Raw genomic sequence first — 13,311 nt, 5'->3', positions numbered from 1 at the left:
TCAATGTACTCCTTCCGTGCTATGCGCCACGGCGGGCGCCTTCGCAGGTTTTTCAAAGCGCTTGGCCAGCATGCGCAGCAGCACGTAGAACAGCGGCGTCAGGAACAGGCCGAAGAAGGTCACGCCCAGCATGCCCCAGAACACGGCGATACCGATCGCGTGGCGCATCTCGGCGCCGGCGCCGCTCGAGAACACCAGCGGCACCACGCCGGCGATGAAGGCGATCGACGTCATCAGGATCGGACGCAGACGCAGGCGGGAAGCTTCCAGGGCGGCGTCGATCACGCTGCGGCCATGGTCTTCGAGTTCTCGGGCGAATTCCACGATCAGGATCGCGTTCTTCGAGGCCAGCCCCACCAGCACGAACAGGGCGATCTGGGTGAAGACGTTGTTGTCGCCACCCGACAGCTTGACGCCGGCCAGCGCGCACAGGATCGACATCGGCACGATCAGGATCACCGACAGCGGCAGGGTCCAGCTTTCGTACTGGGCGGCCAGCACCAGGAACACCAGCAGCACGCACAGCGGGAACACATAGATCATGGTGTTACCGGACAGGATGTCCTGGTAGGTCAGCTCGGTCCATTCATACGACACGCCCTTCGGCAGCGTCTCTTTCGCGATCTGTTCCATGATGGCTTGCGCCTGGCCCGACGACACGCCCGGAGCGGCGCCGCCATTGAGCTCAGCCGACACATAGCCGTTGTAGCGCGTCACGCGGTCCGGACCATAGGTGTCCTTCACGCGCATCACCGACGACAGCGGAATCATCTCGCCGGTATTGCTGCGCACCTTCAGCTGTTCGATCTGCTCGCGGTGCGAACGGAACTCGGCGTCAGCCTGCACGCGCACCTGGTAGGTACGGCCGAACTGGTTGAAGTCGTTCACGTACACCGAACCCAGATTCACCTGCAAGGTCTGGTTGATCGCGGACAGCGGCACGCCCAGCTGCTTGGCTTTCACGCGGTCGATGTCGGCGAACAGCTGCGGCACGTTGATCTGGAAGCCCGAGAACACGCCGGCCAGCTCAGGGGTCTGCCAGGCGCGTGCCTGCACGGCCTGCACCGCGTTGTTCAACTCGTCGTAGCCGACGTTGCCGCGGTCTTCGATCATCATCTTGAAGCCGCCGGTGGTGCCCAGGCCGTTCACCGGCGGTGGCGACAGCACCAGCACGAAGGCGTCTTCGACGGCGCCCATGCGCTTGTTGATCTCGGCCGCGATGGCGTCCGCGCTCATGTCCTTGCCCTTGCGATCCTTGAACGGCTTCAGGCTGGTGAACACGATGCCGGCGTTCGGCGCATTGGTGAAGCCGTTGATCGACAGGCCCGGGAAGGCGATCGACGATTCCACGCCAGGGATTTCCTTGGCGATGGACGACATCTGGCGGATCACGGCTTCGGTACGGTCGAGCGAAGCGGCGTCCGGCAGCTGGGCGAAGCCGATCAGGTAGGCTTTATCCTGCTGCGGCACGAAGCCCGGCGGCACCGCCTTGAACATGAACACGGCGGCCACGGCCAGCGCCAGGTAGACGCCGATGGCGGCGGTCTTGCGGCGCAGGACGCCCTTCACGCCGTCTTCGTACTTCTCGGACGAACGGGCGAAGAAGCGGTTGAACACGCCAAAGAAACGGCCGAACACGGCGTCGATCATGCGCGTCAGGCGGTCCTTCGGCGCATGATGCGGCTGCAGGATCGAGGCCGACAGGGCCGGCGCCAGGGTCAGCGACACGAAGGCCGAGATCACGGTCGAAATCGCGATGGTCAGGGCGAACTGGCGGTAGAACTGGCCGGTCAGGCCCGCCACGAAGGCGATCGGCACGAACACGGCGCACAGCACCAGCGCGATGGCGATGATTGGACCGGAGACTTCCTTCATCGCCTGGATGGTCGCATCGTGCGGCGTCAAGCCATTGGCGATATTCCGTTCGACGTTTTCCACCACCACGATCGCATCGTCGACCACGATGCCGATGGCCAGCACCAGGCCGAACAGCGACAGGGTGTTGATCGAGAAGCCGAAGGCCAGCATCACGGCGAAGGTACCGACCACCGAGACCGGCACCGCCAGCAGCGGGATGATCGAGGCGCGCCAGGTTTGCAGGAAGATGATGACGACCAGCGCCACCAGCACCACGGCTTCGAGCAGGGTCTTGACCACCGAATCGATCGATTCGCGCACGAACTGGGTCGGGTCATACACGATCGAATACTCGACGCCCTGCGGGAAGTCCTTCGCCAGCTCGTCCATCGTGGCGCGCACGTCGCTTGATAATTGCAGGTCGTTGGCGCCAGGGGCGGCGAAGATCGGGATCGCCACCGCCGACTTGTTGTTCAGCAGCGAGCGCAGTGCATACGAGCTGGAACCGAGTTCCAGGCGCGCCACGTCCTTGAGCAGGGTGGTGCCGCCGTCTGCATTGGTCTTCAAGACGATGTCGCCGAATTCCTCGACGCTCTGCAGGCGGCCCACCGTGTTGACGGTCAGCTGGAAGTCGGCGTCCTTGGCCGGACCCTGGCCGATCACGCCGGCCGCGACCTGCACGTTCTGTTCGCGGATCGCCTCGACGACGTCGCCCGCGGTCAGGTTGCGCGCCGCCACCTTCTGCGGATCGAGCCAGACCCGCATCGCGTATTCGCCGGAACCGAACAGCTGCACCTCGCCCATGCCATTGATGCGGGCCAGCTGGTCCTTGACGTTCAGCACCGCGTAGTTGCGCAGGTACAGGTCATCGTATTGGCCATTGGGCGAATTCAGGTGCACCACCATGGTGATGTTGGGCGACGATTTCACCGTGGTCACACCGATCTGGCGCACCTCTTCCGGCAGGCGCGGCAAGGCGCGCTGGACCCGGTTCTGCACCGCGGTCTCGGCCTGCTCGACGTTGGTGCCGATCTTGAAGGTGACGGTCAGCATCAGCGCGCCATCCGAGGTGTTTTGCGAGGACATGTACAGCATGTCCTCGACGCCGTTGATCTGTTCTTCAAGCGGCGTGGCCACCGTTTCGGCGATCACCTTCGGGTTCGCGCCCGGATACTGGGCGCGCACCACCACCGATGGAGGCACCACTTCCGGGTACTCCGAGATCGGCAGCTGGAAGATCGAAATCAGGCCGCCGACGAAGATGATCACCGACAGCACCGCCGCGAAGATCGGCTTGTCGACAAAGAATCTGGAAAAGTTCATGTTCGATTACTCCTTGACGTCGGCCAGCGCCACTTTGGCGTCCTTGGCCGCCGGGGCTGCGGCCGCGGGGGCCACCATCGGCACGGTTTGGGCGGCGATCGGCGCGCCGGGACGCACGCGCTGCAGGCCGTTGACGACGATCTTCTCGCCCGGTTTCAGGCCTTCGCGCACCACGCGCAAGCCATCGTCCAGCGGTCCGAGCTTGACGGCGCGGTATTCGGCCTTGCCCTCTTTGTCGACCACGTAGACGAATTTGCGGTCCTGGTCGGTGTTGATGGCGCGGTCCTGGATCAGGATCTGCTGGCTCGGCGCGCCGCCGGCGATCTGGACGCGGGCGAACAGGCCTGGCGCCAGCTGGCGGTCGGCGTTGGCCAGGGTGGCGCGCATGCGCACGCTGCCACTGCGGCTATCGAGCTGGTTGTCGACGAATTCGAGCTTGCCGCTGTGCGGGAAGCCGTCCTCGCCGGCCAGGCCGACCTTGACGTCGACCGGCTGGCCGGCGTGGGTGCGGCGGCTCACGCGCAGATAGGTGTTTTCGTCGCCGTCGAAGCTGGCGTAGATGCGGTCCAGCGACACCACCGAGGTCAGTACCGCGCTGGCGTCGACCAGGTTGCCGAGGGTGATCTCGGCTTTCGAGACGCGGCCGTCGATCGGGGCGGTGACGCGGGTATAAGCCAGGTTCAGGCGCGCGGCTTCGTGTTCGGCGGCGGCGGCGCGGGCAGTGGCGTCGAGTTCCTTCTGGCCGGCGTCGCGTTCGTCGAATTCGCGCTGGGCGATGGCTTTATCGGCCAGCAGGCGCTCGGCGCGCTGCAGCTCCAGGCGTGCCAGGTCGGCGCGAGCGCGGGCGGCGGCGGCGGCGGCCTGGGTGCGGTCGGACTCGGCCTGGTAAGGACGCGGGTCGATCACGAACAGCACGTCGCCCTTCTTGACTTCGGCGCCCGGCTTGAAATTGACGGCGGTGATGTAGCCCGAGACGCGCGAACGGATCTCGACCACGTCGATCGCTTCCAGGCGGCCCGAGAATTCCTGGGTCTCGAGGACGGGTTTTTGCAGGACCACGGCGGCGGATACCGGCGGCGCCGGAGGTGCGGCCGGTGCATCGTTGCTATTGGCGTCGGCGCAGCCGGTCACACCGGCGCCGACCACGCCGGCAAGCGCCAGCGCAGCGACGATCACGCGCAGCTTGCCCTGCAACAGACCCTTTGTTTTGCCCAGTTCTGGTTGGTTATTCATGATTAACCCTTCTTATTAAACACGATTGAAAAGACAATAAAACCCCGTCCGGCGTCGTCGACTTGTCGAGTCGAGCGAAACGCTGGCGAAAAGAAGCCCCTTCCGCGCCGCAGCGCGGAAAAAAGTTCAGTATCTGGATGAAGCGCGGCCGGTCAGTTCATGCCGGCAGCGCCGGGCTCAGGCCCGTGGACAGTCGCGCGCTGCTTGCAACCGCCGGCCCCGTGCCTGCTCGTTGTGAATCATGGCGACCCTCCTTTGTAGATTGACTCTTACTTACCCGCATAAACTGCGAAAGACGCAGTTACAGCGATTCCCCCACCAATGCGCCTGGCACGGTGTCTTGCGATACGATTGTGTGCCCGGCTCGGCCAGGCGTCAGGTGAACTGGTGCTGAACCGTCAGGCGCCCCCGCGCCCCTCCAGCCGCGCGAGGAAGCTGGAGATTTCAAGCATTGCCTGCACCTTGCAGGCGCACTCGTTGCGCCCGTTCGGATCCTGCAGGTCTGGTGCGGCCATGCGGCGCACGGTGGTGCAGATGCCGGCATTGATCAGTTTTGCGCCGTATTGTTCGGCCTCGTCGCGCAATGGGTCGTCTTCGGCCGACAAGATCAGGGCCGGGGCCAGGTTCTTGAGACGGCTCGAGTGCAGCGGCGCCGCATACGGATGCGAGCGGTCGGCCGCGTGCGGCAGATAGCCGCGGTAGGCGGCCGCACATACGGTAGCCGCTTTTTCGCGATCGGCACAATAGGTCATTTGGCGCATCGAACCGGTGGAGAGAGCCGGATCGAGCATCGGCATGACCAGGATCTGGCCAGCCAGGGCCGGGCCGCCGCGGTCGCGCGACATCAGCGCGCACACCGCCGCCAGGTTGGCGCCGGCTTCGATGCCGGCCGTGACCATCTGCTTGCCGTTCCAGCCCAGCTTGGTCTTGTTCTTCTTGGCCCACTGCAGCACGGCGTGGGCATCCTCGACCGCGGCCGGGAACGGGCTCACGGTCGCCAGCGTATAGGTGGTGGCCAGCACCAGCGGCAGGTGGTCGCATTCGGCCAGACTGCGCAGGAAGTCGTCGCACTCATCCAGGTCGCCGCTGTCGAAGCCGCCGCCGTGGAAGTACACCACCAGCATGTCGCGCTTGGCGGCCGGGCCGGCGGCATACAACCGTGCGGCCAGGGGGCCGGTGGCGCCACCGACCTCGAGCTCGCGCACCTTCAGGGTGCGATCGACGGCTTCCAGCACGGCGCTCATCGGGCGCCGCCCTGTTTCTGGAGCTCGACGATGCGCTCGTCGACGCCGGCGCAATCGCCCACGCAGCTCATCTGCATTTCGAGGGACAGCGCATGGAAACCACGTGCCTCGGCGCCGGCGGCGCGCGAGTAGGCATCGGTGCAGAGCAGTGCCGCCAGTGCGACGCCGCTCAAGGCGACTGCTACCGTGGTAAAGATTCCGTTCTGAATGTTCCGATGGCTCATGGCCTGCTCCGTCTTCCTGGTCAATACATTGTTGCGATGCACACATAATAGTCTTCATCTACAATCAGATAAAGATGGCAATACCGAATTGATTGTTCGGATTGCTGAACAATCGCCACATTTTTCTCTGCCTTTTGATCCGGAGAACAGGATATGAACAAACTCCAGGCCATGGAAGTCTTCGTGCAGGTGGTCGACGCCGGCAGCTTTACGCGCGCTGCCGAGACCCTGCAATTGCCCAAGGCGACGGTATCGACGCTGATCCAGTCGCTGGAATCCTCGCTCGCGTCCAAGCTCTTGCACCGCACCACGCGCCATGTCTCGGTGACCTCGGACGGCGCCGCCTATTATGAGCGTTGCGTGCGCATCCTGTCGGACGTGCGCGACGCCGAGGAATCGCTGTCGCGCCACCGCTTCAGCCCCAGCGGGCGCCTGCGGGTGGATACGCCGACCGGGTTGACGTCGGAGATCCTCATTCCCTCCCTGCCCGACTTCTTCGAGCGCTATCCGGACATCACGCTCGAGCTCGGCACGACCGACCGTCCGGTCGACCTGATCGAGGAAGGCGTCGATTGCGCCGTCCGTGGCGGGGAGTTATTGGACACCAACCTGATCGCGCGCCGGGTCGGTGTGATCAATTTCGTGACCGCCGCGTCGCCCGCCTATGTGGAACGCTATGGCATGCCGATGCACCCGCGCGACCTGGAGCGCCACCGCTGCGTGAACTATTTCTCGGCCAGGAATGGCAAGATCCTCAATTGGGATTACAACCACGATGGCGAGCGCATCGAGATGACCCTGCCCGGCGTCATCGCCCTGAACGATTCGAGTGCCTATGTCCAGGCGGGATTGTCCGGCCTGGGTGTGATCAATATGACGGACTACCTGCTCAACGAATACCTGGCCACCGGCAAGATGGTGCGCCTGCTGCCCGAATGGCGCTGCGACCCGCTGCCGGTGTACGTCGTCTATCCGCACAACCGCCACCTGTCGGCCAAGGTACGGGTGTTCGTCGAATGGATCTCGGAACTGTTCGCGAACCATCCGAACCTGCGCCTGCAGCCGGCCGACACCGCGGCGCCCGTGCCGGCCCTGCCATCAGGGGCGCGGTAGACGGGACAAGGCAACTGAAGCGGGCGTAGAATCGTCGGCATAACAACCGGAGACCGCCGTCATGGAATTTTCCTCTACGCCGCGCGATATCGACGTCTTGCTGGCCCGCTATGCCGAGAGCCACCGCAATCCCGTCAACGAACTGATCCACTTCGTCTGCATCCCCGCCATCGTGTTCAGCCTGCTGGGCATCCTGTGGGCAGTTCACCCCGTCGTGGCCCTGGCTGTCGTGGCCGCCGCGCTGGTCTATTACGCCAGGCTGTCCAGGCCGTTCGCGCTGGGGATGGCGGCGATGGCCGCGGTGATGCTGGGGCTGCTGAACATGCTGCCGGAGGGCACCGTGCTGGTGACCTCGATCGGGGTGTTCGTGCTGGCCTGGATCGGGCAATTCATCGGCCACCATATCGAGGGCAAGAAGCCGTCGTTCTTCGACGACCTGCGCTTCTTGCTGATCGGGCCATTGTTCGTGCTGAGCTTCCTGTATCGGCGGATGCGGTTGGCCTATTGACCGCCCGGACGACGATGTTGCGCTTTTGATACAGCACGCCGCCCCACCGTCTTAAAAGATGCCGGCAGGACAAAGCGGGAGGACTATACTCCCGCGGATGTCTTCTCCCGTCCTCTTCATCGTCGCCTCACTGATCTGGGGCTCGACCTTCTGGGCCATCACCTTACAGCTGGGACACGTCGCTCCGGCCGTGTCGGTGGCTTACCGTTTCTTCCTGGCCGCCGCTGCCCTGTTCGCCATCTGCCTGGTGCGCCGCGACAGCCTGCGGCTGCCCTGGCGCACCCATCGCTGGATGGCGCTGCAGGGCGGCCTGACCTTCGGCATCTCGTATATCTGCACCTATGAATCGGAGCAGCACATCGTGTCCGGGCTGGTGGCGGTGATGTTCGCGCTGATGGTGTTCTGGACGCCGATCTGGAGCCGCATCTTCTTCGGCACCGAGGTCAAGGGACGCACCTGGGCCTGCGGCGCCGTCGCCACCGTAGGCGTAGGCCTGCTGTTCTGGCACTCGATCAGCGATGCCTGGCAAGAATTGAAGACGGGCGGCGACGGCCATTTCCTGGCCGGCGTGGTGCTCGCGCTGGCCGCCACCCTGGCCAGCTCGGCCGGCAGCATCGTGGTCAACAAGGTCAAGGAACAATCTTCCAACCTGCCACTGACGATGGCCTGGTCGATGCTGTGGGGCGCGTCGATGGTGGCGGTCTGGTCGCTGGCCAACGGCGACGCCTTCATCCTGCCTGACAGCGCCACCTACTGGGCGGGCCTGGTCTACCTGTCGATCTTCGGCTCGGTGATCGCCTTCTTCGCCTATTTCACGCTGATCGGCCGCCTCGGCGCCAACAAGGCCGTCTATATCGGCGTCGTCACGCCCGTGCTGTCGGTGCTGCTGTCGGTCCAGCTCGAAGACTACCGTCCCGGCTTGCTTGAATTCCTGGGCATGGTGCTGTGCCTGGCCAGCGTCGCCTGGGCCGTGCGCGCGCCTGCCGCCAAGAGCGTGCAATCCGCTAACCTGAACAATGCCATCGAATCGCCATGACTGTTAATTTCTCCATCCGCCCCGCGCAGCCGCAAGACGTCGCCCACATCCACGCCATGATCGTGGAGCTGGCCGTCTTTGAAAAACTCGAACACATGGTGGTCGCCACCGAAGCCCTGCTGCACGAAGGCCTGTTCGGCGCGCATCCATCGTGCGAAGCGATCGTCGGCGAAGAAAACGGTGAAGTCCTTACCTTCGCCCTGTTCTTCCACAATTTCTCGACCTTCCTCACCAAGAAGGGCCTGTACCTGGAAGACCTGTATGTGAAGCAGGCGCACCGCGGCAAGGGCTATGGCACGCAGATGCTGCAACGCCTGGCGCAACTGGCGGTCGAACGCGGCTGCGGACGTTTCGAGTGGTCGGTGCTGGACTGGAACGAACCGGCCATCCAGTTTTATAAAGCCATGGGGGCGGATGTCATGCCGGATTGGCGTATCTGCCGCGTCACCGGCGATAGCCTGCTGTCGCTCGCAAAGAACAGCTAAAAGCATTCAATAAAAGCGACGCACAAAGAAAAACCCACGGGCCTTAGCACCGTGGGCAAACCCATTTTGGCAAATGGGGAGGGGAGATGGGAATCACATGAATGACTATAGTCGGCCATTCTTAATGATCCATTAAGGCTTACATTTGCTTACCGCTGTAACCGCTGCAGTAACTACTTCTTGTAGTTGCGTGTTGAATCCATCATCAACCAGGCGCGAAACCCAGGCTTGAGGGCGATCAAGCACTTACCCACTGTGACTGCGGGTGTTGCGACAAGGGGACAAGTGTTGCCGGACTAAGCGGCAAGATGCGGCGCGCGCAGCACGCCGCCATTGACCACGGCCTGGCAGGGATTAAAGCCGATCGCATATGCCAGGTCGGCGGGACGGGCGATCTTCCACAAGGCCAGGTCAGCGCGCTTGCCGACCGTTAGCGTGCCGATCTCGGCCTGCAAGCCCAGGGCCAGCGCGCCATAGGCGGTGGCGCCGAGCAGCGCTTCCTGCGGCGTCAGTCGCCACAGGGTGCAGGCCATATTCATCGCCAGCAGCAGCGAGGTCATCGGCGAGGTGCCGGGATTGCAGTCGGTGGCCACCGCCATCGGCACGCCCGCTTCGCGCAGCGCCTCGATCGGCGGCATCACGGTCTCGCGCAGGAAGTAATAAGCCCCCGGCAGCAGCACCGCCACGGTGCCGGCGCGCGCCATCGCGGCGATGCCCTGCGGGCTCAGGTGTTCCAGGTGGTCGGCCGACAGGCCCTCGTAACGCGCCACCAGCTCCGCCCCGCCCTGGTCCGACAACTGCTCGGCGTGCAGCTTGAGTGGCAGGTCGAGCTTGCGCGCGGCGTCGAACACGCGCTCGGTCTGGGCGCTGGTAAAACCGATCCGTTCGCAGAAGGCGTCGACCGCGTCGACCAGGCCTTGCTCCGCCAGCGCCGGCAGCATGCGTTCGCACACTTCGGTCACGTAATCGTCCTGGCGGCCGGCAAATTCCGGCGGCAGCGCGTGCGCGCCGAGGAAGGTAGTCGCCACCCGCACCGGCAGCAGCTCACCGATGAGGCGCGCCGCGCGCAGCATGCGTTCTTCGGCGCCGCGTTCGAGGCCGTAGCCGGACTTGATCTCGAGCGTCGTCACGCCCTCGGCCAGCAGGGCGCGCACGCGCGGCAGGCTGGCTGCGACCAGGTCGTCGATACTGGCCTCGCGCGTGGCGCGCACGGTCGACATGATGCCGCCGCCCTGGCGCGCGATGTCTTCATAGGTGGCGCCGTTCAGGCGCGCTTCCCACTCGTTGCTGCGGTTGCCGGCGTGGACCACGTGGGTGTGGCAATCGACCAGGCCCGGCGTCATCCAGGCGCCGCCGCAATCGTGTACCCGGCTTGCCTGCGGGGCGTCGGCGCGCTTGCCGATCCAGGCGATGCGGCCATCCTTCACCGCCAGCGCGGCATCTATTATCTCGCCGTAGCCGTCTTCCATCGTCGCCAGGTGGACGTTGGTGAACAACAGTTCAGTCACGCATTCAGTCATAAAACGCCTCGTCGTCGTCCTCCGAATAGTAGTGAACGTCGACGATGAAGATCGTGGCCTGCCCCGCCTCCAGCGACCACACCGTGCCCTGATCGAGGATCACGGCGTCGTAGCGCACCAGGCCGATGCGCTCATCGTCGCTGGCCAGCTGCAGGCTGTCGCCCTCGGCCAGGAACAGCACCGTCACCTCGGCGCGCGCGACGAAGGTGGAGTCGCCGCTCAGGCGCCGCCGCCCGAACTGGTGCCAGCAGCGCTCGCTGCGCGACATCACATTGAAATCCAGGGTCGGCCCGCGATTGAGCCGCGCGCTTACCTCGGAGGCGCCATCGAAGGCGATCACGGGTTCGGCGTCGCTGATCAGGGTCGGCTCACCGTCGATCTGCAAGGTCAGGCCATGGCCGTCGACCAGCGCCAGGGTGCGGTCCACGCCGGGAAACTGCGAGAACGCGCCGTCCTCGGAAATGGTCGCCAGGCTGACGCGCCAGTCGAAATCGTCGAAGCCAGCATCAGGCGGGCCGATCGCGATCTCGATCGTGCTGCCGCCGCCGTTCTTCCACGGCACCGGGGACAAGCCTGCAAATGGAATCAAGACAGTCATTTCGCCACCTCCTGGGACACTGCGCGCAACTCCTTCAGCGCTTGCCGGTAACGTCCGGCGATCGCCTCCTGCGCCATGTGGCGCCCGTTCTCGACCACCCAGCGGCCACCGCACAGCACGTCGCGCACCAGGTTGTCGTTGCCACAGAATACAACACGTCCGAGCACTTCGGCCTCAATGATGCCATCGAGGTTAGGATGATCGTCGTCCAGCACCAGCAGGTCGGCGCGGCTGCCGACTTCGAGCCGCCCGACGCGCCGCCCCGCCGCGGCCGCGCCGCCGCCAAGCGCAGCCTGCCACAGGAAGCCGGCCACGTCGCGCTGGGCGGGCGTGTGCGCCACATTGCGTTTCTGGTGCAGCAGGCGCTGGCCATACTCGAGCCAGCGCAGCTCTTCCACCGGGCTTTGCGACACATGGCTGTCGCTGCCGATGCCGAAACGTCCGCCCGCTTCGATGAAGGGCGCCAGCGGGAACAGGCCGTCTCCCAGGTTGGCTTCGGTGGTCGGGCACAGGCCGGCCACGGCGCCGCTTGTTGCCAGCGCCGCGACTTCCGTCTCGTTCAAATGGGTCGCGTGCACCAGGCACCAGCGCGCGTCGAGCGCGACGTGGTCCATCAGGTACTCGACCGGGCGCCGGCCCGCGTGCGCCAGGCATTGCTGCACCTCGCCCTGCTGCTCGGCGATGTGGATGTGCAGCGGACGGACCGAAGGCAGGCCGGCCGCCAGCGCCCGGATCTGGTCGATGGTGGCCGCGCGCAGCGAATGCGGCGCGGCGCCGACCTCCAGCTGGCCGCTACGCAGAGGCGCCAGCGCCTCGACGATGCCGAGCACCTCATCGACGTTCGTGCGAAAGCGTGCCTGCGCCGGCGCCAGCGGTTTCTCGCCGAAGCCGGCGTGGCTGTACAGCACCGGCAGCAGGGTCAGTCCCATGCCGGTCGCCTGCCCTGCCGCGGCCACGCGCTCGGCCGTCTCGGCCGGCCGCGCATAGGCTGCGCCATCGACGTCGCGCTGCAGGTAGTGGAACTCGCACAGCGAGGTATAGCCGTGGCGCAGGCACTCGGCGAACAGCTGGGCCGCGATGGCCTCGATCTGGCTTGGGGTGATGCGGGACGCGAAGCGGTACATCAGGTCGCGCCAGGTCCAGAAGCTGTCCGGCCCGTCGCCGGCGACTTCGGTCAGGCCGCCCAGCGCGCGCTGGAAGGCGTGCGAATGCAGGTTGACCATGCCGGGCAAGACATATTGCGCCTGCCGAGTGCCGGGAGAAGCCGTGGCGCCGGACGACACCCGGGTCAGGTCGCCGTGCGCATCCCATTCGAGCAGCACGTCGCGTTGCCAGCCCTGCGGCAGCAGCGCATGGCGCGCGAACAGGGCGGTCGTCATGAACGCACCCAGTTCACCGCCGCGCCGACCATGTCGCGCAGCAGCGGTTGCAGTTGACCGGCGACGTCAGGACGGTAGTCGAACGGCGGCGCCTCGTTCATGTACAGGCACTGGCATTTCTCGAGCTGGATCGCGTGCACGCCGCTGGCCGGCTGGCCGTAGTGGCGCGTGATGTGGCCGCCCTTGAAGCGGCCGTTCAGGGCGATCGTGTATCGATCCTGCGCACGCGCCACGCCGAGGATGGCCTCCTCGAGTCCCGGGTCGCACGACTTGCCTTCGGCGGTGCCGAAGTTCAGGTCCGGCAGCTTGCCCTCGAAAAAGCGCGGCACGATGGAAGCGATCGAATGCGCTTCCCACAGCACCACGCGGCCATGCTCGGCCTTCAGGCGATCGAGTTCGGCGCGCAGCTGTTCGTGATACGGCCGCCAGTAGCGCTCCAGGCGCCGCTGCACCTCCGCCTGGTCGGGCTCCATGCCCTCCTTGTACAGACACTCTCGCCCGAAGGTGTCGAGCGGGCACAGGCCGGTCGTGTCCAGGCCCGGATACAGGTTGGTGTTCTCCGGTGGGCGGTTCAGGTCGATCAGGTAGCGCGACCAGCGCGCCGAAATGGTCGAGACGCCCATCTCTTCGAGGAAGCCGTACAGTTCCGGCAAGTGCCAGTCGGTGTCGGCGCGCGCCGCGGCGCAGGGCGCCAGCGTGTCCACCACCTCGTCGGGAATGTCGGTGCCCGCATGCGGCATCGATACCAGCATGGGAAGCCTGCCTGCCTTGAACCGGAACTCCATCACGAC

The 13,311-nt window shown here is 65.2% G+C and carries 12 protein-coding genes; 4 read left to right on the top strand and 8 right to left on the bottom strand.

The features are described 5' to 3' along the window. The 4 genes from FVD38_RS01535 to FVD38_RS01520 form a co-directional block, all read right to left on the bottom strand. Positions 1–3,180 (bottom strand): efflux RND transporter permease subunit, encoded by a 3,180-nt coding sequence (locus tag FVD38_RS01535; protein WP_123071901.1) that lies wholly within the window; start codon positions 3,178–3,180, stop codon positions 1–3. A 6-nt stretch (positions 3,181–3,186) separates the two neighbouring features. Then, the gene (locus FVD38_RS01530) at positions 3,187–4,413 is read right to left on the bottom strand and encodes an efflux RND transporter periplasmic adaptor subunit (protein ID WP_147933222.1); all 1,227 of its coding nucleotides are present in this window, start codon (positions 4,411–4,413) and stop codon (positions 3,187–3,189) included. A gap of 398 nt (positions 4,414–4,811) precedes the next feature. After that, positions 4,812–5,657 carry an alpha/beta hydrolase gene (locus FVD38_RS01525; protein ID WP_147933221.1) on the bottom strand — a complete coding sequence of 282 codons (846 nt, stop codon included), beginning with the start codon at positions 5,655–5,657 and terminating at the stop codon, positions 4,812–4,814. Then, positions 5,654–5,881 (bottom strand): hypothetical protein, encoded by a 228-nt coding sequence (locus FVD38_RS01520; protein WP_109348049.1) that lies wholly within the window; start codon positions 5,879–5,881, stop codon positions 5,654–5,656. Before FVD38_RS01520 ends, FVD38_RS01525 begins: the two co-directional genes overlap by 4 nt. A gap of 153 nt (positions 5,882–6,034) precedes the next feature. Here FVD38_RS01520 and FVD38_RS01515 point away from each other — a divergent pair, with 153 nt between their 5' ends. From FVD38_RS01515 to FVD38_RS01500, 4 genes are all read left to right on the top strand, one after another. Next, on the top strand, positions 6,035–6,994 hold the full coding sequence (locus FVD38_RS01515) for a LysR family transcriptional regulator (protein ID WP_147933220.1): 960 nt from the start codon (positions 6,035–6,037) through the stop codon (positions 6,992–6,994). A 61-nt stretch (positions 6,995–7,055) separates the two neighbouring features. Further along, positions 7,056–7,502, top strand: coding sequence for an Mpo1 family 2-hydroxy fatty acid dioxygenase (locus tag FVD38_RS01510; RefSeq protein WP_147933219.1), 447 nt, complete (start codon positions 7,056–7,058; stop codon positions 7,500–7,502). Positions 7,503–7,599: 97 nt separating this feature from the next. Then, positions 7,600–8,538, top strand: coding sequence for a DMT family transporter (locus FVD38_RS01505; protein ID WP_147933218.1), 939 nt, complete (start codon positions 7,600–7,602; stop codon positions 8,536–8,538). Further along, positions 8,535–9,023 (top strand): GNAT family N-acetyltransferase, encoded by a 489-nt coding sequence (locus FVD38_RS01500; protein ID WP_147933217.1) that lies wholly within the window; start codon positions 8,535–8,537, stop codon positions 9,021–9,023. The genes FVD38_RS01505 and FVD38_RS01500 overlap by 4 nt, the downstream gene beginning before the upstream one ends. A 296-nt stretch (positions 9,024–9,319) precedes the next feature. Here FVD38_RS01500 and hutI read toward each other — a convergent pair whose 3' ends face one another. Genes hutI through hutG form a run of 4 tightly spaced genes read right to left on the bottom strand, consistent with a single transcriptional unit; the run spans position 9,320 to position 13,305 of the window. Beyond that, positions 9,320–10,492, bottom strand: coding sequence for an imidazolonepropionase (gene hutI / locus FVD38_RS01495; RefSeq protein ID WP_370660621.1), 1,173 nt, complete (start codon positions 10,490–10,492; stop codon positions 9,320–9,322). A 43-nt stretch (positions 10,493–10,535) separates the two neighbouring features. Next, positions 10,536–11,141, bottom strand: coding sequence for a HutD/Ves family protein (locus FVD38_RS01490; RefSeq protein ID WP_147933215.1), 606 nt, complete (start codon positions 11,139–11,141; stop codon positions 10,536–10,538). Next, positions 11,138–12,520, bottom strand: coding sequence for a formimidoylglutamate deiminase (locus tag FVD38_RS01485; RefSeq protein WP_147933214.1), 1,383 nt, complete (start codon positions 12,518–12,520; stop codon positions 11,138–11,140). The genes FVD38_RS01490 and FVD38_RS01485 overlap by 4 nt, the downstream gene beginning before the upstream one ends. Next, entirely contained in the window at positions 12,517–13,305 is a 789-nt protein-coding gene (hutG, locus tag FVD38_RS01480; protein WP_147933213.1) for an N-formylglutamate deformylase, read from the bottom strand. Before hutG ends, FVD38_RS01485 begins: the two co-directional genes overlap by 4 nt. Positions 13,306–13,311: the final 6 nt, after the last annotated feature.

This window comes from Massilia arenae, assembly GCF_008014745.1.
Classification (GTDB): Bacteria; Pseudomonadota; Gammaproteobacteria; order Burkholderiales; family Burkholderiaceae_D; genus Telluria; species Telluria arenae.
The sequence above is the reverse complement of the archived record's forward strand: the minus strand, read 5'-3'. Positions and strand labels throughout refer to the sequence as shown.